Annotated in this window: 14 protein-coding genes and 4 tRNA genes; 12 read left to right on the top strand and 6 right to left on the bottom strand. The window is 43.6% G+C overall.

Features of this window, described 5'->3' with window-relative positions; genetic code table 11:
* From MSG37_RS20815 to MSG37_RS20785, 7 genes are all read left to right on the top strand, one after another.
* The coding region (locus MSG37_RS20815) for a type I secretion C-terminal target domain-containing protein (RefSeq protein WP_248472659.1) at positions 1–4459 on the top strand (4459 nt) is incomplete at its 5' end.
* Between the two features lie 93 nt (positions 4460–4552).
* Positions 4553–6730 carry a type I secretion system permease/ATPase gene (locus MSG37_RS20810; protein ID WP_248472657.1) on the top strand — a complete coding sequence of 726 codons (2178 nt, stop codon included), beginning with the start codon at positions 4553–4555 and terminating at the stop codon, positions 6728–6730.
* Entirely contained in the window at positions 6727–8109 is a 1383-nt protein-coding gene (locus MSG37_RS20805; protein WP_248472656.1) for an HlyD family type I secretion periplasmic adaptor subunit, read from the top strand. The genes MSG37_RS20810 and MSG37_RS20805 overlap by 4 nt, the downstream gene beginning before the upstream one ends.
* Positions 8110–8139: 30 nt before the next feature.
* Positions 8140–9561, top strand: a complete 1422-nt coding sequence (locus MSG37_RS20800) for a TolC family outer membrane protein (protein WP_248472654.1) — start codon at positions 8140–8142, stop codon at positions 9559–9561.
* Positions 9558–10163, top strand: a complete 606-nt coding sequence (locus MSG37_RS20795; RefSeq protein ID WP_248472653.1) for an OmpA family protein — start codon at positions 9558–9560, stop codon at positions 10161–10163. Before MSG37_RS20800 ends, MSG37_RS20795 begins: the two co-directional genes overlap by 4 nt.
* Before the next feature lie 18 nt (positions 10164–10181).
* Positions 10182–10889, top strand: a complete 708-nt coding sequence (locus tag MSG37_RS20790) for a transglutaminase-like cysteine peptidase (RefSeq protein WP_248472651.1) — start codon at positions 10182–10184, stop codon at positions 10887–10889.
* Between the two features lie 8 nt (positions 10890–10897).
* Entirely contained in the window at positions 10898–12817 is a 1920-nt protein-coding gene (locus tag MSG37_RS20785) for an EAL domain-containing protein (RefSeq protein ID WP_248472649.1), read from the top strand.
* Positions 12818–13545: 728 nt separating this feature from the next.
* Here MSG37_RS20785 and MSG37_RS20780 read toward each other — a convergent pair.
* The 4 genes from MSG37_RS20780 to MSG37_RS20765 all read right to left on the bottom strand — a co-directional run bounded on the left by MSG37_RS20780 (position 13546) and on the right by MSG37_RS20765 (position 13978).
* Positions 13546–13622, bottom strand: a tRNA-Pro gene (locus tag MSG37_RS20780).
* 58 nt (positions 13623–13680) lie between these two features.
* A tRNA-Pro gene (locus MSG37_RS20775) sits at positions 13681–13757 on the bottom strand.
* Positions 13758–13788: 31 nt separating this feature from the next.
* Positions 13789–13864 (bottom strand) — tRNA-His (locus tag MSG37_RS20770).
* Positions 13865–13901: 37 nt separating this feature from the next.
* Positions 13902–13978, bottom strand: a tRNA-Arg gene (locus tag MSG37_RS20765).
* 228 nt (positions 13979–14206) lie between these two features.
* Here MSG37_RS20765 and MSG37_RS20760 point away from each other — a divergent pair.
* Positions 14207–16846: a diguanylate cyclase gene (locus MSG37_RS20760; RefSeq protein WP_248472647.1), complete on the top strand. Its 2640-nt coding sequence runs from the start codon at positions 14207–14209 to the stop codon at positions 16844–16846.
* A 34-nt stretch (positions 16847–16880) separates the two neighbouring features.
* On the opposite strand, the gene rep is transcribed toward MSG37_RS20760, so the two are convergent.
* Positions 16881–18896, bottom strand: coding sequence for a DNA helicase Rep (gene rep / locus MSG37_RS20755; RefSeq protein ID WP_248472645.1), 2016 nt, complete (start codon positions 18894–18896; stop codon positions 16881–16883).
* Between the two features lie 196 nt (positions 18897–19092).
* On the opposite strand from rep, the gene MSG37_RS20750 reads away from it, so the two are divergent.
* The 4 genes from MSG37_RS20750 (at position 19093) to MSG37_RS20735 (ending at position 24368) form a co-directional block, all read left to right on the top strand.
* Positions 19093–19704, top strand: a complete 612-nt coding sequence (locus MSG37_RS20750; protein WP_248472643.1) for a TetR/AcrR family transcriptional regulator — start codon at positions 19093–19095, stop codon at positions 19702–19704.
* Positions 19705–19719: 15 nt separating this feature from the next.
* Positions 19720–20838 (top strand): efflux RND transporter periplasmic adaptor subunit, encoded by a 1119-nt coding sequence (locus MSG37_RS20745; protein WP_248472641.1) that lies wholly within the window; start codon positions 19720–19722, stop codon positions 20836–20838.
* A 15-nt stretch (positions 20839–20853) separates the two neighbouring features.
* Positions 20854–23952 (top strand): multidrug efflux RND transporter permease subunit, encoded by a 3099-nt coding sequence (locus tag MSG37_RS20740; RefSeq protein ID WP_248472640.1) that lies wholly within the window; start codon positions 20854–20856, stop codon positions 23950–23952.
* Between the two features lie 161 nt (positions 23953–24113).
* Positions 24114–24368, top strand: a complete 255-nt coding sequence (locus MSG37_RS20735) for an accessory factor UbiK family protein (RefSeq protein WP_028767932.1) — start codon at positions 24114–24116, stop codon at positions 24366–24368.
* A gap of 93 nt (positions 24369–24461) precedes the next feature.
* Here MSG37_RS20735 and MSG37_RS20730 read toward each other — a convergent pair whose 3' ends face one another.
* Positions 24462–25325 (bottom strand): DUF417 family protein, encoded by an 864-nt coding sequence (locus MSG37_RS20730; protein WP_248472638.1) that lies wholly within the window; start codon positions 25323–25325, stop codon positions 24462–24464.
* Positions 25326–25371 lie beyond the last annotated feature (46 nt).

Here is a 25371-nt window from a genome sequence, read left to right as displayed (position 1 = left end):
GCTCACCGATAGCGCCGGCAAAGTACAAATCGTCACAGGTGTCACCGTTAATGATGATGGCACTTACTCGATTGATGGTGTGGATATTTCAGGCCTAGTTGATGGTGATATCAAAGTCGAAGCTAGCGCGGAAGATCGCAATGGCAACACCGTTAACGATGAAGCCACCGACAACATGGACGCCACTGATGGCGCCCTCACTGTTGCACTGACTGTGGATGATAACGCTGAAACCGCCAACATCTCAGGCACCACCACAGACGTGGCACCAGGTACAACAGTGACTCTCACGCTCACCGATAGCGCCGGCAAAGTACAAATCGTCACAGGTGTCACCGTTAATGATGACGGCACTTACTCGATTGATGGCGTGGATATCTCAGGTCTGGTTGATGGTGATATCACGGTTAACGCTAGCGCAGAAGATCGCAACGGCAACACCGTTAATGATGAAGCTACCGACAACTTAGATACAACGGCGCCAAATGCACCGACGGTAACTATTCTTGATGACAATGCAGTAATAGGTGCAAATGAATACGTTAATGACGGCTGGCTAAATGCAGACGAAATAGCCTCTGGCGGCAGCGGCGTTCAACTTCAGGTAAATGTAGATCATGCAGAATTAGATGATGGTGGTTTTGTTATATTAACTATCACTAATGGTAATACTGTATCCACAGTAACGTTAAGTCTCAATAGTGACGGTGATCTAGTTGTTGATGGCTCATCAAGCACGGCAAGCTCTAATTTCTCCTATGATAACGGTGTTATTACTTGGAGCGAAAATACGCCTAATGAAGGCCAAGAAATTTCGGTTAGTGCAACACAGACAGATGAAGCAGGCAACAGCTCAACTACTGGAAATGATACTGCAGCAGTGACAACGGTTAATGCTGTTGATGATGCTCAAGGCACCTCATTTAGTGCAAGTGCGAGTTCTGCTGATAACTGGGGAACTGAGAATGGCACACAAGTAAATCCATTATTCACAATTTCAGCAAGAAATGCCGATGGTAGTACTGGCAGCGTAAATTATGAGCTAGGAGATAGTAACAAGCTTGGTGTATCTGGCAACCCAAGAAGCGATAACAGTAGTGGCGTAGGACAAATTCAGTTTGACTCCTCTACAGGTCAATCAGAAGCTCTGATCTTCAACTTTAACGGGCTATGTAACGAAGCAACTTTCGATGTAAGTAATATGTTTTACGAAGAGAGTGGTGGCGAACAAGGCGTTTGGAAAGCCTATTATCAAGGTCAACTTGTGGCAATGGATACCTTTAAAACTGAAGGTAGCAATAGTGGCACATTTACGATTAATACAGGCAACCTTGTATTCGATACTTTAGTCTTTGAAGCTACATATACAGTAGATGAAGCGTCAGGAGTCGGTCTCGGTGAGGACTCTTCAGACTACTATCTAACATCAATTGAAGTATCTGGGCCAGCTCTTGGGGGAGACGCACTTGTTGTCAATGAAGGCGAATCCCTATCAGCAACTGCAGCTGAAGGCTTATTAGCAAACGACAGTGATCAACAAGACCATGACTTTGCAATTACCAGTGTAAATGGCACTGATTTTGGCCAAAACTCAAGTGTGAATATCACTTTTACTAATGGTGCAACAATAACGGTTAATGCTGATGGTAGTTACACATTTAATACTAATGGTGCCTATGATCACTTGAGCCAAGGAGAGCTTGAGACACTCGAGTTTACCTACACTATTACCGATGAACATGGCGCAACTGACACCGCCACAGTCACTATCAATATTGTAGGTTTAGATATTCCTCCAACAACATCAGACGGCAGTGTAAGTGGCGTTGAAGATACTGTGCTATTCCTGCAATGGAGTGACTTTAATGTTACTGATGCGGATACCTCTAACGCTGAATTAGCAATCAACGTAACTCAACTTCCGAACGCACAAAATGGTCTACTAGAATACTTTAATGGCACAAATTGGACTGCCGTTACTGTAAACACCTTACTGACTGCAGCCATGTTTGATGCCAATCAAGTGCGCTTTACTCCAGCGAACAACCAAGCAGATGGCGATGATGCAGCTTCAGGCATCGGAAACCAAGGCGATGCATTAGCTGAATTTGAGTTTGTTGTCACAGACGGTACGTCAACAAGTGATAACTCAACAATCACTATCAATATTGACGCAAAAGCTGACGAGCCAACATTAACTGCAAGCACAGGTAATGTGGAGTGGGTAAATAGCGTTATTGATAACCAGCTACCAAATAGCAGTGTTTCAACTGGAGATAATGTATTTGATGTTAACATTGAAAACGTTATGACTGGTCGAACCCTAGTTGCTACCGATGTAAACACTTACCTTCAAGGATCTGAAACTCTAGGTAATGCACTTAATGGTAATTCTGGGGATGATGTTTTAGTCGGTGGTAACCTGATTGATACATTACATGGAAATGGCGGTAACGACGTGTTCTTTGGTGGTGGCGAAAATGACTCGATTTATGGCGGCGAAGGTATTGATACGGCAATTTATCAAGGTAACTTTGCTGAATACACCATTACTTACCATGATGATCATTCTGTAACCCCATACCTATTGATCAATGACAGCTTGAATAGAGATGCCAGCTCAGTTAACGCAGCGGAGCTTGATGCTGGTGATCACTTATATGAAGTTGAACGCCTAGTGTTTGCTGACGGGATCTATACCGTTAATCCTGATGGCAGCCTGACCCAAGTACAAGTTCAAGAAATTGAGCTTGATATTCAAGCCTCTCTTGTCGATACAGATGGCAGTGAATTGCTATCGAATATCACCATTGAAGGCGTACCTGATGGCGTTTATTTATCTGCAGGTAATTACTTAGGAAATGGCACTTGGTCTGTCACTCCGCAAGAGTTAACGGATCTAAAAATTAGGGTCGCTGAAGATTACACTGGAGATAAAGAGTTCGCGCTTAATATTCACGTAACTGCTACTGAATCAAGTAACAATGACAGCGCAACATCTTCAACCACCTTAGAAGTCTCACTGCGCGACTACAGCTTTGATACAGGCACCAATGGTGACAATAATATCGGTGGTAGCGACAACCACGACATCATTGTCAGCGATACCTCAGGTATTCAAATCGTCCAAGGTGAAAACTATAACATTGCCTTTATTTTAGACTCATCAGGCAGTATGGGATCTCCTGCCGTTGATACCGCAAAAGAGCAATTAATCGAAGTATTTAAAACGCTACAAGCAGCAGCATCGGGTCAACACTCAGGTATCGTTAATATTGCGGTGATTGACTTTTCTGGCGACGCAACTACTAGCATATCTATCAATATAAATAATCTAGATATCAGTGCACTAGAAAACGGCAACGTAGCTGCATGGAACGATATTACAAGCGGCGGAAGAACCGACTACATAGATGGATTTAATGAAGCAACCAACTGGTTCTCTAGCGAATTAGTTACAAATAACCAAGGTAATAATCTGACCTACTTTATTACAGATGGAAGACACAATGAAGGCGGAAATGTCAGCAATGCATTTAGCTTATTGAATGCTGTTTCAGAGGTAGAAGCTGTAGGAGTTCAAAATACATTAAACAGCTCTGACTTAACCGCTTACGACAGTGACGGTCTTGTTAGAGCTAAAGTTGATGTCAGCAACTTATCCAGCGTAATTTTGGGTTCAGAAACCAGTTTGATCCCAGGAGATGACCAATCAAACGGTGCTCAAGGTAACGACATAATCTTTGGTGACTTAACCCAGTTTACAGGTATTGATGGACAGGGCTTCACTGCATTACAAGCTTTGGTAGCCCAAGAAACCAATACAAATGAAGCCAATGTATCTGTTCAAGATATTCACGCTTTCATTACAGCGAACCCAGAAATGTTTGATATCGCCAATATTAATGATGGTGCGGATACCTTAACCGGAGGTGAAGGTAATGACATTCTGTTTGGTCAAGGAGGTAACGACCTGCTTATTGGTGGAGATGGTTCAGATACCTTAATTGGTGGTTTGGGTGATGACACCTTAACGGGTGGCGCAGATGCCGATACATTCATCTGGACAGCAACCTCTGTTGATGGCTCTGACATGACAGATCATATTACTGACTTCAACTTAGCGGAAGACAAACTGGATTTGAGCGATATTTTGCAAGGTGACTCAGTAAGTGAACTACTACCATTCATAGAGTTTACCGATATAAACGGCTCAACCAGTATCAATATTGATACTGACCAAAATGGTAGTTTCGATCAACACATTGTGCTCGATGGTGTCGATCTATTCGCTCAATTTGGTAATAGCGAGTCAGACATTATCTCTGGTCTACTAGGTAATAATGGTGACGGTCCACTGATAGTAAGTACTGCTTCCGGTGAGCCTTTAGTTCAATCTGTTAACACTCCAGATCCAGTGGATGAACTAATAAATCAAAATGGACTAAACATACCATAACAAAGAAGATACAAGTGATCTGTAGCAAAACAGGTCACTTTGTCCGATACTTCAATAATATCAATAATAAAATCTTAAGGATAAGACTCTAAAGTGTCTGCTTCAGAATCTCAAAAGACTGAGCAGTGGACGATTTCGGCCTCGCAACGCGTGAAGGTCGATCCGCTGCTAGATTGTTTGGTCTTACTTACCGAATACTTCGGTAGCCCTTGCTCTTGTGATTCACTTGCAGCAGGCTTGCCTATGCAAGGTAATGTCCTAACTCCAGAGTTATTACCTCAAGCTGCCAGCCGTGCCGGGCTTGCAGCTAAACTATCACGCAAGGGATTAGATGAAATCTCAGCAATCATGCTGCCTTGCATTTTACTGTTAAAAGATCAGAAAGCATGCTTATTGCGCGAGCTCGATATAGAAAAAGATCGCGCAGTTATTCAACTACCAGAAACTGGTGGTGAAGAAACCTTATCTATTGAGGCCTTAGAAGCGCTGTATGTTGGTTATCTATTCTTAGTCAAACAAGAATACCGTGGCGACATGGGCCTTGATATCCATTTGCATGAAAGTAAAACTCATTGGCTATGGCAAACTGTTAAAGATTCTGCCCCTATCTATAGAGATGCGCTAATTGCTTCGGTAATCGTCAATCTCTTTGCCTTAGTCTCGCCGCTATTTATCATGAATGTCTACGACAAGGTCGTACCTAATCTTGCCTTTGACTCGCTGTGGGTGCTAGCTATTGGTGCAGGCATAGCCTACATTTTTGACTTAGTAATGCGGCAACTAAGAAGCTACTTGATCGATGTCGCAGGCAAGAAAGTCGACATCATAGTGTCCTCTAAACTATTTGCCAAAGCCATCGGCATCCCACTTGAGAAGCGCTCACCCAGCGTTGGCGGCATGGCGAAACAACTTGGCGAATTCGATAGTATTCGAGATATTCTTACTTCGGCGACCATCACCACTTTAGTCGACCTGCCTTTCGCACTATTTTTCTTACTCATCATCTACATAGTTGCAGGTGATTTGGCTCTAATACCTTTTGTCGGCAGTATCATCATCATTGGCTACACTTTGATTATGCAGCCAAAACTAAAAGCCGCAATTGACGAGAGTAATAAGTTTTCCGGCCTCAAACATGGTCATTTAATTGAGTCACTCGCCTCTATTGAATCAATCAAGTCGAGCGGTGCTGAAGGCTTAGTACAAAAGAGCTGGCAGCAAATGATCGGCCATACAGCAAACTGGCAGCTAAAAAGCAAAAAAATCACCACCTCGGTAACTAATATGGCGACCTTTGTGGTGCAAACCTCGGTAATCTTTGTCGTGATATTAGGGGTCTATCGTGTATCAGAAAACGAAATATCTATGGGCGGAATTATTGCAGCGGTAATTCTATCAAGCCGCGCCATATCACCTATGGCTCAGCTTGCAGGCTTAATGACCCGCGGCAATCAAACAGCAAGCGCGCTTAAGCAACTTGATGAACTAATGACCCAAGAAGACGAGTTTGAAAACAAAGGTCATTTGGTGAGCCGTCAGCGTTTGCTCGGGCAAATCTCAGCCCATCATGTGAGTTTTAGCTACCCAGATTCAGAGCGACCAATATTACATCCACTATCTATGGATATAGCGCCAGGTGAGCGGGTTGCGATTATTGGTCGTAACGGTTCAGGTAAAAGTACCTTAGCTAAACTGCTCGTTGGTTTATACCAGCCAACCAAAGGCAGCTTAACCTACGATGGGCTTGATTCTGCACAGATCCATCCAAGCGATCTTCGCAGAAACTTTGGCTATTTGCCGCAAGATATCACCCTGTTTCATGGCACCATCCGTGACAATATTTTATTTGGTACGCGCCAAGTCACTGAGCACCAACTTATTAGAGCAGTGCAGCTTTCAGGGGTAAACCTATTTACTAACTTAGAAGCAGAAGGGTTGGACCAACAAGTAGGTGAAGGTGGCAGAGCATTATCTCGCGGCCAAAGGCAAACTATCTCACTAGCCCGCGCGACCTTAAATGATCCGCCTGTACTCTTGATGGATGAACCTACAGCGAGCTTAGATGCACGTGCAGAAAAGCAATTTATTAATGCAATGCAGAATGTTAGCAAAGATAGAACCTTGCTACTTATCACCCATAAGATGCATTTACTTAACCTTGTTGACCGCATTATAGTGCTCGACCGAGGACACATAGTTGCAGATGGCCCTAAAGCTGATGTGCTGAAAAAACTCAACGAAGGTTTGTTAGCAGGAGCTGCTAAAAAATGAGTAAGCATTTAACTACCCATGATTTAGAGATGGTTGATGATGTGTACGGAGCGATGATGACCGATGCCCCTGCAAGCCATCGATTAACCATATGGGCGCTGTCTGCACTGGTCATTACCTTTTTGCTTTGGGCTTATTTTGCAGAGCTAGATCAAGTTACCACCGGTATGGGCAAAGTGATCCCTTCATCTCAAGTACAAGTAATTCAAAGTCTTGATGGTGGGATCTTGCAAGAGATGTATGTTCAAGAAGGCCTTATCGTAACCAAAGGCCAGCCTCTTGTTCGCATTGATGCCACTCGCTTTCAATCTGATTTTGCGCAGCAAGAACAAGAAGTAAATAGCTTGCAAGCCAACGTTATTCGTCTAAGAAGTGAACTCAATAGTATTACTATTTCAAGCATCACCAACGACTGGCGTGAGCAAGTAAAAATTGCCCCACAAACGCTAGTATTTCCTACGGCATTGGAAGAAACAGACCCTGAACTCACTCGTCGTCAGCGAGAGGAGTATGTCGGCCGTTTAGATAATCTAAGCAACCAACTTGAAATCCAAGCTAGGCAGATCCAGCAACGTAATCAAGAGATCCAAGAGTTAGCTTCTAAAATAAAAACCTTAACCACAAGTTACCAATTAGTCTCTAGAGAATTAGAGCTGACTCGTCCATTAGCTGAAAAAGGCATTGTTCCCGAAGTTGAATTACTTAAACTTCAGCGAGTAGTTAACGATATTCAAGGTGAACTTGCTTCACTTCGTTTACTTCGGCCTAAAGTAAAATCCACCATGGATGAAGCCATTCTAAAACGCCGAGAATCAGTGCTAATTTACGCAGCAGACAGCCGCGCACAACTTAATGAAATGCAAACCAAACTTGCGCGTATGAATGAAGCGCAAGTGGGCGCTCAAGATAAAGTCAGTAAAGCGGAGATAACTTCTCCGGTTAATGGCACTGTCAAAACAGTACATATCAACACTCTCGGTGGAGTTGTGCAACCCGGTGTCGATATCATCGAAATTGTGCCATCAGAAGATAAGCTGCTTATCGAAACCAAAATTATCCCCAAAGATATCGCCTTCCTCCATCCTGGACTCCCCGCAGTTGTTAAGGTCACTGCTTATGACTTTACTCGCTATGGGGGCCTAAATGGTGTGGTTGAACACATCAGTGCTGATACCACTCAGGACGAAGAAGGTAACAGTTTTTATATCGTAAAAGTTAGGACAGAATTTTCTAGCTTAACTAAAGATGACGGTACCGAAATGCCAATAATACCTGGCATGCTAACCTCTGTTGATGTGATTACAGGGCAAAGATCCGTTTTAGAGTACATACTTAATCCAATATTGCGGGCAAAAGACACTGCGCTGAGAGAGCGCTAGGCCCAATAAAAAGACCAGGAGGGGTTAACAATGGATAGCAGTAAAATACGGCAGCTCAAACGCAGTGCACTTGCACTAGCGATTAGCACGCTGATAATACCGGCTACCGCTTATAGCCAAACACTAGAGCAGGCTGTTGCACACACTTTGGATACCAATCCAGAAATACGCATCGCTTTTAACCGCTTTAAAGCCCGTGAAGAACAAGTTAATCAAGCGATAGCTGGTTATATGCCAACTGTTGATATCAACGCTGGTTATGGCTGGGAGCAAACAAATAGTCCATCTACCAGACGTCGTGCAGGGCAAGGTGAAGTGGACGATAAAGGCGTAATTGAACTTGAGCGTGGCGAAGCTGGTTTTAGTATCAAACAAATGCTGTTTGATGGTTTTTATACCAGCAGTGAAGTTGACCGCTATAGTTTTGAAGCGAGTGCAGAGCAATGGGCGCTATTTGCCGCAGCTGAAGATATGGCACTCGATGTAGTCAATGTTTATATTAATTACATTCGTAGCGAGCAAGTGCTCGTGTTAGCCGAGAAAAATCTTGAAAGCCATAAAGAGATTTATGATCAAATTAAGCAACGCACAGACTCTGGTCTAGGCTCAACAGCTGATTTATCGCAAATTACCGGCCGTTTAGCTCGAGCAAATGCCAATGTCATTTCTGCCCGTAATAACTTTTACGATGCTAAATCGCAGTTCATTCGTGTGGTAGAGCAAGAGCCGGAAGATATGATTGTACCGGTTCCTGATGCAGATATGCTTCCGGCCGATCTCAGTACCAGCATAATCTTAGCCCAAGAAAATCATCCAATTCTTAAATCAGCTTCTAGCGACATCAATGCAGCTGAAAACGAAAAAGATTCAGCCCAATCAAACTATTATCCAAAATTGACTCTAGAACTTGATGGTAACTGGAACAATAATCTTGATGGTGAAGATGGTATTTCTGGAACTGGCACCTTCCAACGAGATGTTGGCGGACACAATAACGATCTCGTTGCTATGGTTCGGTTAAAGTACAACTTATTCTCAGGTGGTCGCGATCTCGCCCGCGAAAAGGAAGCGGCATACAAGATTGGCGAAGCCAAAGAGATCCGCCAACGTGCTCACAGACAAGTCGTTGAAGGTGCAAATTTAGCGTGGAATGCCTACGAGCTGCTTACACCGCAAAAAATGTATATTCGCGACCACGTTATTGCAGCCAAAGACACCCAAGTTGCCTACAGTCAGCAATTTAATTTGGGCCAACGTAGCTTATTGGATTTACTCGATACCGAAAATGAGCTTTTTGAAGCTCGAAAAGACTATTTAGAATCTGAGTACGATGAAATTATTGCCCAATACCGCGTACTTAACGCCACTGGCCAATTACTTGATTCTTTACGTGTGACCAGACCTGATGTTTGGCAAGGTGAGCGAGACTATGAAGGAGGAGTCCCACAATGAGAACCTTACTAATTCTATTAAGCATCGCCATACTGGGCGGCTGCTCAATGCGTGATATAGCAACAATGGACGAACCTACTGTACAAGTTAATGACCTAAGTGACATAGACCATGATGGTGTAATCGTTGCTAGAGAACGCTGCACTGACACAGTATTAGGTGCCAGCATTGATAATTACGGTTGCGGGCAAATTAAGCCTATTAATGAGCGCCAAGAGTTAAAAATCCTCTTCGCCAACGACTCATACTACATCGATCCTGTGTATTACTCTCAAGTGGAAGTTATCGCTACTTTTATGCGCGAATTTCCAAACACTCAAGCTGTTATTGAGGGGCATTGTAGTAAAACTGGCACCCATGAGCACAATCAAATCTTATCGAAAAATCGAGCTAATGCAGTGAGTTCTTTGCTTTCTGAACGCTTTGGTATTGATTCTGATAGGCTCAGTGCTATAGGTTATAGCTTCGATAGACCTATCGACTCTACGCACACTGCTGCGGCTCACAAAGTTAACCGTCGAGTAATCGCTGAACTAACTGGTGATGACACAACAGCCGACATGAAGTGGCATATTTATACCGTAGACGAAGAAGTAAAATAGGAGTTATAACGGAGCATCATGATTGGCCGGCTTTATAAATTAAAAAAATTACAAAAAGTCTGCCAATTTAAATTGACGGTTTTAGCTGTGTCTGTCTCCTGTCTTTATGCTGCTCCGTTAAAACAGCTCGATTCAGTTCATATAACCCAAACGATTGAGTCACAGTATGGTGAACGTGCGGGTAAAAGAATTAGAGCTTGGTTTAAAATTTTAGATGATGCAAAGGACTTGCAAGATAGCGACAAAATCCTAATGGTGAATAATTTTTTCAACCTATTTCATTTTGTCGACGATATAAAGCTTTGGGGAAATAAGAATTATTGGGCAACGCCCATGGAGTTTATCGGAGTTAGCGGTGGTGATTGTGAAGACTTTTCAATCGCCAAGTATTTTACCCTGCTCCAACTCGGTGTTTCAGAAGATAAATTACGTATCACTATGGTCAAAGCCACTAGTGTCAATCAGTACCATATGGTGTTGGCGTATTATGAAACCCCCTCTTCTATCCCTCTCGTTTTAGATAATCTTGATAAGCAAATAAAACCGGCGACCCAAAGAACTGATCTATTACCTGTTTACAGTTTTAATGGTCGACAGCTTTGGTTAAATAAAGAAAAAGGACGAGGTGTTCTAGCTGGCTCTTCATCTAAGCTAGCGAAATGGAATGACCTGAAGCACCGTTTGGGTGTTGAGCGACTCAACCAACCCAAGATAAAACTGGAGTAGTAAACAAGATGACACTGTTTCGACAGATATACACATTACTATTTGTACTCTTTTTGCTGGTTGTAGCAAGCTTAAGCTATGTGCAGTTTACTGAAACACAGAGCTTTCTAACCAAGCAAATGGAGTCAGACCTTAATAATACCAGTAACTCGCTGGGAATTATGCTGGTACCTGATCTTGAGGCGGGTGACATAGTCGGTGCCGAAACACTGATTAATGTCATTTTTGAAGGAGGTTACTACCAACAGGTAAAACTCACCTGGTTAGTAGATGGTAAACAACAAGTATGGCAAAACCCTATGACAATTGAGGGTGTGCCACAGTGGTTTATTGATCTAGGGCTCTTCAAAACAATTAAGCGAGAAAGCACTATTACTTCAGGTTGGATCCAGCTTGCACGTCTTGAAGTTACCGCCCACCCAGGGTTTGGTTACCATGAGCTCTGGCGCACCATGACCAATGCCATCTTGGTATTTTCAATATTGTTTCTTATTGCCATCATTTTTGCGCGCATAGGTTTAACTTGGATTTTAAAACCTCTCCACGAGATCGCCGAGCATGCTAAAGAAGTGGCTAACCGCAAATTCGGCCCCGATATGACAGTGCCTAAAACCGTAGAACTCAAGTCAGTCGTGCTTGCATTCAACAGCATGTCAGAGCAGCTCAAACAAATCTTCAATTCTCTCGATGAAGAAGTCGGCGAATTAAGAAAGAAAAACCTGGTTGACCAAGTTTCTGGTTTGCCAAACCGCCAATATATGATGGGACGTCTTAACAGCTGGTTAAGCGAACCTAAAAGTGGTGCACTGATGATGGCTAAGTTTGACTGGCTTGAAGAAGTACACAGTAAATACGGTTATCAAGTTCGCGACGAGACCATCAAATTACTATCAGATAAAATGAAGCAGCACTTAGATGGTGTAACCGGATCAGTGATTGCCCGTATTGCTGCGTACGAATTCGCTTTCTTAATTACAAGCTCAGAGCATGATCAAACGAGCAAATACCTGCAAACACTGATCCGTACGATTAATCAGGAGATGTCAAAAGCAGGTTGTAAACCCAACGAAGGTTTCGCAATAGGTATCGCTGAACGTATAGGACAAATGTCAGTTACTGACATTCTTGCACAAGCTGACAACGCGCTGCAAAAAGCGATTCAAGGCAATCAAGTTTTCCACTGGTTTGAGAGCAATGAAAAGCAACTATTTACCCGAGAACAATGGCGTGAGCATTTAAGTGCAGCCATTACTGAAGGTAAATTCAAATTTAAGTGGCAACCCATATTGCTCAATGACTCAAACTCAATCTTGCAAAGAGAACTGTATTGCCAATTAGAAATTCACAACAAGATGGTTCAAGCTGGACAGTTTATGCCATATGTTGAGTTGCTTTCTTTAGGTACCTTGTTAGATAAATGCTTAATTGAAAGTCTACACAATAAGCAATTACTCGAGCGAAATTTTGAGCCTATTGCAGTGAACTTAACGTATCAAAGTATGGGCGATACTGAATTCCATCAATGGCTTAATAAGTTTTTACGCTCATCAGCGCTTAGAGAAAGACTGTGCTTCGATATTCCTGAAGCTGCTGTATATAGTGACCCTGAAGCGTGTCAGGCACTTTGCGCCATTATTAGAGACAACGGTTCGCACTTTGGTATCGACCATTTCGGCCGCCAATTTGGCTCAATGTCTTACTTACAAAACCTACGTCCGAGCTATGTAAAGCTCGACCAATCATTTGCTTACTACGATGAAAGCGAACACAGCAGTGAGTTATGCCGCGCGCTGATTAACGTTGCTAAAGGTTTAGATGTTGAGGTAATTGTTACCGGTGTAGAAGAGCAAGAGCAATTAGCTCGCTTTACACCATTAAAAACCAATGCATACATGGGCTATATTTCGCCGCCCGTTGACGTAGACTAGTTCAACACTGCTCAAAATAGCCACAACAAAGCCTCTTGTTCATCAAGGGGCTTTTTTATCGATACTCGATTGACCAAGCTATTAGTAATTTCTCTAATCCAGACTCACTAGACTCTCAATCCTATCTATTTCCCAAAGGACTTTCGAAAAAGTGGCCAGCTATGCTCCATAAAGAAAGCGGACTCGAATCCTTTGCCAGTTCTTAGATACAAAAAAGCCTCCCGATTTCTCGAAAGGCTTCATGTAAAAGTGGTCGCATGACAAAAGAGTGAGGATTCCAGCTCTTTCCTAGCAAATATAAACGAAAAAAGCCCCTTGATTTCTCAAGGGGCTTTTCGAAAAGTGGTCGGCTACGGTTTAATAAAAAGAGAGGGTTCGAATCCGTGGCGATATATGACAGATACAAAAAAGCCTCTCGATTTCTCGAAAGGCTTTATGTAAAAGTGGTCGCATGACAAAAGAGTGAGGATTCCAGCTCTTTCATAGCAAATATAAACGAAAAAAGCCCCTTAATTTCTCAAGGGGGTTTTCGAAAAGTGGTCGGCCACGGTTTAATAAAAAGAGAGGATTCGAATCCTTTGCCAATTTTTAGGTACAAAAAAGCCTCTAGATTTCTCTAGAGGCTTCATGTAAAAGTGGTCGCATGACAAAAGAGCGAGGATTCCAGCTCTTTCCTAGCAAATATAACGAAAAAAGCCTCTTGATTTCTCAAGAGGCTTTTCGAAAAGTGGTCGGTGATAGAGGATTCGAACCTCTGACCCTCTGGTCCCAAACCAGATGCGCTACCGGGCTGCGCTAATCACCGAAAATCTTTTGTCTTACTTAACTTGCTAAATATCGAGTAAACTCGCTATTTAAAAATGTGGTCGGTGATAGAGGATTCGAACCTCTGACCCTCTGGTCCCAAACCAGATGCGCTACCGGGCTGCGCTAATCACCGAGTCTTTACAACATTTAAAGCGTTAGGAAAATGGGGTGACTGATGGGGTTCGAACCCACGACAACCGGAATCACAATCCGGGACTCTACCAACTGAGCTACAATCACCACTGATATTTCCTACTAACAAGCCCCGTTTCCATTCTGGTGCACCCAGAAGGATTCGAACCCTCGGCCTCACCCTCCGGAGGGGTGCGCTCTATCCAGCTGAGCTATGGGTGCCTTGCCTTGTTAGCGGGGCATATAGTAGGTCCAAATTGCCCTGCCGTCTACACTTGTTTTGCTTTTTTTACTGATTTAGTGTGCGTTCGCTCAAGATTTGAGTTGTTTGTACACTTTTTTGTCACTCAGTGTCAAAATTATGACTTGGATGAGCTCAGTTTTCATGCTATCAATATGGATTAGTCCAAATCCTAATCAAATTAAAACAATAGCGATTGGCGGAACACCATGTTTAGGGAAGAAACATCTCAGTCAAAAACCACGCTGAGGTTACATAAAAGGATTGCTCGCTTAAAAGCACTGGCTGTTAAGTATAAACGAGCGGAAATAACACAGAACGCTTTGTTAGAGATCTCTAACTTCGCAGCAAGTGTTACCACACCAAAAGAATTCTATTCATCACTGCATAAGTCAGTCAATGAACTGATCCCGGCCGACAACTTTTTTATTGCAACGCTAAACTCCAGCAACGGCAAACTTGAAGTGCCTTTTTTTCTCGATGAGAAAGATGCCCATCCAGACGATTGCTACCCAGATGAAGATTTATCTGAAACCCTATATAGCGGATTAACTGGCTACGTGCTCAGAACAGAGCAAACATTGATCTGCAATGACCAAACATATCAGCAGCTAGTCAAGTCAAAAGCCATTAGCCTACGCGGTAGTACTTGCCAACAATGGATAGGCACACCAATAAAAAGTGCCGACCAAACGATAGGCGTATTGGTATTTCAAAGCTACAGCCCGAATGTTGTTTATTCAGAAATAGAAATAGAGTTAATGAACTTTATTAGCCACCACATTTCAGGTGTGATTCAGCGTTTAGATAACCAAGAGCAACTTGAGCAAGCAATTGACACTCGCACTAAAGAACTGAGCATCGCCTATAACAAGCTTAAACAAGAAGTTTATGAACGTCGCCGCGCCGAACGCCTACAAAAGTCGTTGTTTGAAATTGCAGACCTAGCTAACTCTAATATCGACAATCAACAGTTTTACAGCGAGATCCACCGGGTGATTAGCCACCTTCTGCCGGTGAACAATTGTTTTATTTCGCTATTAAATGAACAGCGTAACACGCTAACCTTCCCTTACTTCGTATCTCAGTTTGATCTAGAGCCGCCAAAGTCGCGCCCATTAAGTGATGGCCTTACCGAATATATTTTGCTTAACCATAAGCCACGATTACTCGAAAAAGCCGATATTAACGCGCTTATCGCATCTGGTGAGCTCTATAAAGCTGCGCCAGAGCTAAACGACACTAAAGAGATCAATCAGTGGGTTGCTGTGCCATTATTTATCCACGGCCAGGTTCGCGGTGCATTAACCATATACAGCTATAGCTTTAGCCAAAATTACCAAGAGAAGGATCTCGAGCTACTGACTTTCGTTTCACAGCATATAGCCACAGCAATCGAGAAAAAGCTTTCAGCTGAATCGCTCAAGCTCAGTTATGAACAACTAGAAGATAAAGTAAACCAGCGCACCCAAGCGCTAGCCGATGCCAATAACGACTTAGAAAAAGAGATCAGCCAACGTAAACGTATTGAACGTCAGTTAGTCCACGATGCTAAGCACGATAATTTAACTGGCTTACCAAATCGTTCAATGTTTATGGAGCGCTTAACTCAAGCTATTAAGCATGTGCGCCGCCATACTCTAAATCGATTCGCAGTATTATTTATCGATATGGACCGCTTCAAGCTACTCAACGATACCTTAGGCCACTTGGAAGGGGATAGATTTTTAATTGAAACCGCTAAACGCCTAAAGCTATGTATTAGAAGCAACGATATGCTTGCCAGACTCGGGGGCGATGAGTTTGTTATCTTGCTTGATTCGATTAGTGACTCTCAAGATGCTGAAGATGTTGCGGAAAGAGTATTGGCTGAGCTATCTAGACCTTATCAACTCGCAAACCAGCAGTTTAACTCAAGTGGTAGTATCGGAATTTCCATGAGCGGCCAAAACCGCTCCGACACTAGCGAGTCGATTTTACGTGATGCAGACACCGCCATGTATCAAGCTAAGTCACAAGGCAAAGGCTGCTTTGTGATTTTCAATAATGACGTTAATAAGCAACAAATCACCGATATAAAACTTGAGAACGAGCTCAAATCGGCAATAAGTGACAAGCAACTACAAATTAGCTACCTGCCGATAATGGCGTTAAACACTGAAAAAGTTGTCGCGCTTGAGCCAAGGCTGTTTTGGCATCACCCGACGCTAGGCAAAATAAAGCAAGATAAGCTAAATAATATTGCCGAACACTGCAATATGATCATTGAACTTGATAACTATATGCTTGAGATGGTCAATAACAGCTTTCATACAATGCAAAGCATTTATGGTAATGAGTTAAAACTTCATTTATCAATCTCAAGCCAGCATCTTAATCATAAATATGCGTTACGCGCCTTTAAAAACAGACTTAAGCAATTTCAGTTTGATAGTAGTAAAGCCACGCTATTTTTCAATGAAAAGGCCTTTGTCCAAAACACCAATAATCACATTTGTGCTTTTGAAAGCTTAAGCCCACTAAACGTAAAACTCGGTATTGAAGGTTATGGCAGTGCTCACAGTGCGATTAGCAGTCTGACATTTTTACCCATAGATGCGCTGAAACTCGACTCTAGCTATTGTAGCCACCTTGAAAATAGCCAACATCTAAAACTGGTAAAAGCTTATTTTAGTGCCGCTCAGGCGATGGAAATAGCAGTATTTGCTGTAGGAGTTAATTCCGCGTCGCAACAACAAGTGCTGCAAAATATAGGTTTTGAGGTTGGCCAAGGGATTGTGCTGGGCGAGGTTATTGAATGCTCTGCCGAAGTAAAAACGGATAAAATCGTTAATCAAGCGTGTGCATAGCGCCTCTATACACACGCTTTAAAATAACCTGTAGCTATTTATTCTTAAACATATCTCTTAAGTTCGCGATATTTGAACGCCCTGACTGCTGCATTTGCTCAGCACTTTGCACAGGCTTACGGTTTTCCCAGATCAAATCATCTTGCGGCAGTTCCATTAAGAAACGACTCGGCTCACAACGGATAGTTTCACCAAACTGACGACGTTCGCGGCAAATAACAAACCACAGCTCTTTTTGCGCGCGGGTAATACCCACATAAGCTAAGCGCCGCTCTTCATCTACGTTATCTTCATCAATACTACTTTGATGCGGCAAAATCCGCTCTTCAGCGCCCACCATAAACACATATGGGAACTCCAAACCTTTAGAAGCGTGCAAGGTCATTAGCTGCACCTGATCGCCGCCCTCGTCTTCGCTATTGCGCTCCATCATGTCGCGCAGCGTTAAACGAGTGACCACTTCTGGCAGCGTCATACCTTCATCTAAGTCGTCACCTTGCAACATTTCAGTCACCCAGCGATATAGTTCAGAAATGTTCTTCATGCGCATTTCTGCCGCTTTGGCACTGGTACTGGTTTCGTACAGGTAGTCTTCGTAGTTAATGTTACGAATTAACTGCTTTACCGCATCAACTGGATCGCCACGCTCTGCTAAATCACCCGTTTCAACCACAAAACGGCCAAACTTATACAGGCTCGCCATCGCCGCGGGCGGTAACTCATGGTTTAAATCCGCTTCAAAGATGGCGGCAAACATGGAGATCTGCTTTTTATTAGCAAAGTTACCTAAACGCTCAAGTGTTGCCGGACCGATACCACGCTTAGGTAAGTTAACGATGCGCAAAAAGGCATTATCGTCATCCGGGTTCACGATTAAACGCAAATAAGCCATGATGTCTTTAATCTCTGCACGACCAAAGAAAGACGTGCCACCGCTAAGCTTATAGGGAATACGGTTAGTCATTAACGCTCTTTCAAGCAAGCGAGACTGATGGTTACCGCGATACAAAATCGCGTAATCACCGTAGCTAGTGCGGCCTACGAATTTATGGCGGATCATCTCGGCCACCACACGCTCTGCTTCTTGCTCTTCGTTGGCAGCAATTAACACCCGAATAGGCTCACCGTAAGCCAGCTCACTGAATAGCGCTTTTTCATACACGTGCGGGTTATTGGCAATCAAAATGTTGGCAGCGCGCAAAATACGCTGACTCGAGCGGTAGTTCTGCTCCAACTTAATCAATTTTAACTTAGGGAAATCTTTACCAAGCAATACAAGGTTTTGCGGTTTTGCCCCACGCCAAGAATAAATAGATTGGTCGTCATCACCTACCACGGTAAAGCGTGCACGCTCACCCACCAGCAATTTTACCATCTCATATTGGCTGGTATTGGTGTCTTGATATTCATCCACCAGCATATATTGAATGCGGGTTTGCCAACGGGTTCTTACTTCTTCATTTTGACGAAGTAATAATGTTGGCAGCAAGATCAAATCATCAAAATCCAGCGCATTATAAGCCTTCATATGCTGGGCATAGCGCTGATATAACAAGGCGAACAGCTGTTGCTGCTCATCTTTTGCAATCTTTCTTGCTTGAGCAGGGATCACCAAATCACCTTTCCAGTTTGAAATGGTGGTCGCTAGCAGCCTTAGCAGATCTTTATCTTCATCAAGCTCATCTTGGGTAAGCTCTTTAAGCAAAGCTAAGGTATCTTGGTCGTCAAACAGTGAAAAGCCAGGCTTTAAGCCAACCACCTTATGTTCACGCTTAATGATCTCAAGCCCTAACGTATGGAAAGTCGAAATCCATAGCCCACGCGCTTCTTTGCGCCCCATAGACTGCGACACACGCTCTTTCATCTCGCGTGCAGCTTTGTTAGTGAAGGTTACCGCAGCAATATTGCGCGCTTTATAGCCACACTTTTCCACCAAGTAAGCAATCTTATTAATAATTACTCGGGTCTTGCCACTGCCAGCACCCGCAAGTACTAAGCAAGGGCCGCTTACATAGTGAACGGCATCATTTTGTCCGGGATTGAGCTTCATGGATACGTTAAAACCAAGATATTGAGGAAGGCATTAAAAGACGAATGATAGCAGAAACGCCGATGCGAACGGAAAAGTTATCGACACTATCTCGCAGTCAAAATTTTTCTTCTATATTTATCATTTAGTAAGACTCAAAAACGACATATTCATCCGTCAGACTACTTGCCATTAATTTATACAAACACTACACTTAATGAATGAACGTTCATTCACTTTAGATCTTATTATGCACAGCAAACGTAATCTAATACTGCGCGCAGCAGAAAAAATTATCGCTTCGGGTGGTATTCAAGGCTTGTCGATGCAGCTTGTTGCTAAAGAAGCAGGCGTTGCCGCAGGCACCATTTATCGCTACTTCAAAGACAAAGACGATCTGATTTTAGAGCTTAGAAAAGATGTGCTCGCTCAAGTTGCGAGTGCCATTTTAGAAGATCACCATGTCGGCACTCTAGAGCAGCGCTTTAAACGCATATGGATGAAGATGCATAACTACGGTAAGCAGCCTTCGCCTGCTAATCTAAGTTACGAGCAATACGCTCACCTTCCAGAAAGTAATACCGACGAAATTCGCGCCCTCGAAATGAAGTTGTTTGAACCCTTGCATCGCCTATTTGAAGAGGGACTAACACAAGGTTGTATTCAACCTTTGCACCCGCGCGCACTCTACGCGGTAGCAATGGAGCCATCAATGACAATGGCTCGCGCCATGCGACGCGGTCTTATTAAGTACGATGAAAAAGATATCACGCTTGCTTGCGATCTATGCTGGCGAGCAATTTATATTCCAACAACACCGACAAACTAAAGGAGTTATCAGGACATGAAAAAGTGGACCCTGGTGATGATCATCATCGCAGTACTGGCTTTCGGCTCAGTCATTGGCTTTAATCTGTTTATTAAAGGAAAAATTGCCGATGCAATTGCCAATATGCCAGAAGCTGTGGCTCCTGTAACAGCCATTGATGTTAAACAAAGCACTTGGCAGCCAACCATTAATGCCATTGGCTTTGTCGAGCCAAATCAAGGCGTCACCATCGCCAACGAGCTTTCAGGTGTGGTATCCGCAATCAAATTTGAAAACGGTAGTCCGGTAACCGCTGGTCAGATGCTAGTTGAAATTGATTCGAAAGTTGAAAAGGCCAACTTAAAAAGCAAACAAGTACAGCTCCCCGCTGCTGAAGCTGACTTTAAACGTTTAAGCAAACTCTACAAGCAAAACTCTGTATCGAAACAAGATCTTGATAACAGCCAATCTAAATACCTAGCATTAATGGCTGACATTGAAAGCTTAAGTGCCACCATTGACCGCCGTGAAATCAAAGCGCCATTTGCTGGTTTAGTCGGTATTCGCAACGTCAACTTAGGTGAATATTTACAATCGGGTACCGATATCGTGCGCCTTGAAGATATCAGCACTATGAAGATACGCTTTACCATTCCGCAAACTCAGTTACCTCGTATTGCGACTGGCCAAAAAGTACATGTTTATGTTGATGCCTACCCAACCGAGCCTTTTGAAGGCGTGATCTCAGCAATTGAACCAGCGGTGTTTTACCAAAGTGGCCTAATCCAGGTACAAGCGCAGATCCCTAATACTGAAGCTAAGCTACGTAGCGGTATGTTTGCCAAAGTCGACATTCAATTACCTGAGCTAACTCAGCAAGTGGTACTGCCACAAACAGCTATTAGCTTCACCCTTTACGGTGACTCTGTTTATCTAATCGAAGAGAAAACTGAAAATGGCGAGCAGGTTAAGCGCGTCAAACAAATCAACGTGACCGTACTTGAGCGTGATGAACTCAACGCCTTGGTCAGCGGTGATATTAAAGCAGGTGATAGCGTAGTGACCTCAGGCCAAGTTCGCTTAAGTAATAACAGTAAAGTCAAAGTGACTGAGGATGATGCATTAACCCCTCCAGCCACATTGCCACAGCTGTAAGCGGAGGGTTAGCCAATGCGCTTTACTGATATATTTATCCGCAGGCCGGTACTTGCCGCCTCAATCAGCTTTCTGATTTTGCTACTGGGCTTTTATGCACTTAAAAGCATGCAAGTACGCGAATATCCTGAAATGACCAATACAGTAGTAACGGTAACCACCAGCTATTACGGTGCTGATTCAAATTTAATTCAAGGCTTTATTACTCAACCTTTAGAGCAAGCCCTAGCCCAAGCTGACAACGTTGACTTTATGACGTCAGACAGCTTTTTAGGTAGCTCTAAAATCTCTGTGTATATGAAGCTTAACACTGATCCTAATGGTGCTTTGGCTGATATTCTGGCCAAGGTAAACTCGGTGCGTTCCCAGCTACCAAAAGAGGCTGAAGACCCAACAGTAGAGATGTCGACAGGTGCGCAAACTTCTGCGCTATACATCTCGTTTTATAGTGATCAAATCAACTCAAGCCAGATCACCGATTATTTAGAGCGTGTGGTCAAGCCAGAGCTATTCACCATTGATGGTGTAGCTAAGGTTAACCTCTATGGCGGTATTAAATACGCCATGCGTATATGGTTAGATCCGGCTCGTATGGGCGCCTTTAATCTATCAGCAACTGATGTGATGAACGTCCTCCAGGCAAATAACTACCAGTCTGCAGTGGGGCAAACCAACAATACTTTTACCCTGTTAAACGGTACCGCTGATACTCAAGTGGCGACCGTGGCAGAACTTAAAAAGTTAGTCATTGGCAGTAAGAATGGTTTAGTGATCCGTCTTGGCGATATTGCGACAGTAAACCTTGAGAAAAGCCATGATGTATACCGCGCGCTAGCTGACGGCCAAGAAGCCGTTGTTGTTGGCCTAGATGTGACGCCAACAGCAAACCCACTGGTTGTAGCAGCAGATGCAAGAGCCATGATGCCGCAAATTGAACGTAACTTGCCTATCTCAATGAAGGCTCGTGTGCTCTATGACTCATCACTGGCAATTGACGAATCAATTAACGAAGTAATCAAGACCATTGGCGAAGCAGCATTAATCGTTATCGTGGTTATCACTCTGTTCCTAGGTTCGTTCCGTGCGGTCATCATTCCAATTGTGACTATTCCACTATCGCTTGTCGGTGTGGCCGTTATCATGCAGATGTTTGGTTTTACCCTCAACCTGATGACACTACTGGCAATGGTACTCGCCATTGGTTTGGTGGTGGATGACGCCATCGTGGTGGTAGAAAACGTCGATAGACATATCAAGCTAGGTGAAACGCCATTTAGAGCAGCGATTATTGGTACCCGTGAAATTGCTGTTCCGGTGATCTCAATGACCATTACACTTGCTGCGGTATATGCGCCGATTGCACTAATGGGTGGTATTACCGGCTCACTGTTTAAAGAGTTTGCCTTAACCCTTGCTGGAGCCGTATTTATCTCAGGTATTGTGGCACTGACTTTGTCACCTATGATGTGCTCAAAAATCCTTAAAGCACACTCAGAGCCGAACCGTTTTGAGCGCGGCGTTGAAAACTTCTTAGAAGGGTTAACTAGCCGCTATAATCGCATGCTAACCGCTGTGCTTGATAAGCGCCCAGTGGTGATTGGTTTTGCGTTTATCGTATTTGCTTCTTTGCCTATCTTATTTAGCTTTATTCCGTCAGAACTGGCACCGAATGAAGATAAGAGCGTGGTAATGATGATGGGTACAGCACCATCGAGCGCTAACCTTGATTATGTGCAAGCTAATATGACATTAGTCACCGACATGATCAGCGCTCAACCAGAAGCTGCGGCTTCATTAGCCTTTGTTGGTGTACCTAACGCTAACCAAGCATTTGGTATTGCGCCACTCGTGCCTTGGAGCGAACGCGACAAGAGCCAAAAGCAGATGCAGGAGTTCTTTGGTAAAGAAGTGAAAAACGTACCTGGCATGGCAGTAACCACCTTCCAGATGCCTGAGCTACCAGGCGCTTCAAGTGGTTTACCTATCCAGTTTGTTATCACTAGCTCAAGTTCATTTGAGAGCTTATTTCAAATTGGTTCTGGTGTGCTGGAGAAAGTGCAGCAAAGCCCGCTATTCGTTTATTCAGAGGTAAACTTAAAGTTCGACTCAGGTTCGATGAAGATCCATATCAAACGTGACGTAGCAGGTGCATACGGCATTACCATGCAAGATATCGGTCTAACCCTTACTACCATGATGAGCGATGGCTACGTAAACCGCATTAACTTGGACGGTCGCTCTTATGAGGTGATCCCACAAGTTGAGCGTAAACTGCGCGCCAATCCAGAGGCATTAGCAGGTTACTACCTAACAGCAGCTGATGGCCGCTCTATTCCATTGTCTAGCCTTGTTGATGTAGAGATCATCTCTGAGCCACGCTCATTGCCGCACTTCAACCAGATGAATGCGATTACCGTGGGTGGCGTTGCGGCGCCAGGTGTTGCTATTGGTGACGCTATCGCATTTTTGAAAAACATTGGTGATAACGAGCTACCAAAAGGTTACAGCTACGACTTCTTAGGCGAAGCACGTCAATACGTCACTGAAGGTTCAGCGCTATACGCTACTTTTGCGTTAGCCCTAGCTATTATCTTCTTGGTACTGGCGAGTCAATTTGAAAGCCTTAAAGATCCTTTGGTTATCTTGGTGTCTGTGCCACTCGCCATCAGTGGTGCTTTGGTTGCCTTAGGCTGGACCCATGTGTTTGGTTTATCGTCGATGAACATCTATACCCAGGTCGGTTTAATCACCTTGGTAGGCCTTATCACCAAACACGGTATTTTAATGTGTGAAGTCGCCAAAGAAGAACAGCTACATAATGCCCTGAGTAAAATGGACGCCATTAAGCACGCCGCGACGATTCGCTTACGTCCAATCTTAATGACCACTGCGGCGATGATAGCGGGTCTAATCCCACTATTGTTTGCTTCAGGTGCAGGTGCCGTTGCGCGCTTTAACATCGGCCTAGTAATCGTGTCGGGTCTAGCAATTGGTACCGTATTTACCCTGTTCGTTCTACCAGTAATTTACACCTACTTGGCAGAAAAACATGAACCTCTTCCTGTATTTGATGAAACATTAAATACGCAAGAGAACAAAGCTTCCCACGCTTAACTTGTAAACCAAAGCAAAAGCCTGCAGTAATGCAGGCTTTTTATTATGCATTGGTTTATCGAGCTTTGATTCACACTCAATGGTGATTATTTTGGCAATACTGATAGCCTAAGGTACAATCAAAACATACACAGCATTATGCACTTGAGCGGATACAAACAATGATTAACCCGAAAAAAATTGAAGAAGTCGCTAAGCAATTAAGCGAAAACCTTCCTAGTGGATTAAAGCAATTTGCAGGCGAATTTGAAGAACGCAGCAAGCAGGTGCTGCAAAACCAGCTTCAAAAATTAGATGTGGTATCTCGCGAAGAGTTTGAAGTGCAGCAACACGTTTTAATTAAAACCCGTGAAAAGCTAGAAGCATTACAAGCACAAGTTGATGCACTTGAAGCTAAATTAAACGCTGAAGACTAGTTCCAACAAGTTCGTAAGTTTAATCAAAAAGAGCAGCTAATACTGAGTATATTAGCTGCTCTTTTTTGTATTTATGCTATTGAAGCACAACTGCTAACAATCCTCGCTAGTACTTCCCTCTAATGCTTTAGCAAGCAAAATAATGCTACAAGCCAGCAAAGCGAGATCTTTAACGATAAACTGGCCGCTACCCGTTAGCATTGCAAAGCCCATACTGGTTTCGTATGCAGGTAGGCTAATCACAAACGTTTGCGTGGCGGCAAACGTCAATGCAGCAATACTGAGCCCAGCAATATAAGCATTTTTAGACCAAGACAGTAACGCGATACCAGCAACTGCAATCAATTCAATCACACCGATAAAATAAGAGCCGTGCAGCACGCTAAACAAGTCGTAAATCCAACTAAATAGCGGACTGGTGCGCATCAAACTTTCAATACCATCGGCCTCATATTGGGTGAACTTCATGCCGCCAATCCACAGCATCACTAGTATAATTCCGGCTAACATTAGCTTGGTAGCAAGCTCGTTAATCGTTTTGTTACCGCTGTAAAACGAGCCGATAAACAAGGCTAAGCCAACAATGCCTAAGTACTTAATCAATCCTTGCCCAGCACCAATTGCCGGAAAGCCACCTAAACTATCGAGCCAAACCGGATGGGTAAACATCATCAGTAATGGCACTGTGGCTAAACTTGCGTACAGGTAAAGCAGCACTTGCGCCCACCGTTGCTGCGGTACAATCAATGCAACCGCCACCAGCAGTTGTACAACCCCTAAAATCGGTGCAAGCCAAGGCAACGCAGGCAAGCCAACTTCCATTAATTGCTGAGTAAAATAACTGGCATCCGCGGCACTAAAGCGTGGCATTGCCGTGAGTAACAAAAAGATCGCGAGCAAGAAGCGTGCAACCACCACACTGTGAGCGACAGAGAACGATTTTATTATTGTTAGCATGTAAGACTCCTATTTTTTGCAGTAGACCTGCAAAATGGCTAAAGCC

It is taken from the genome of Shewanella sp. 1CM18E (assembly GCF_023161665.1).
Lineage (GTDB): Bacteria > Pseudomonadota > Gammaproteobacteria > Enterobacterales > Shewanellaceae > Shewanella.
Note: the sequence above shows the minus strand (reverse complement) of the source record. Positions and strands in the feature narration are given on the sequence as shown.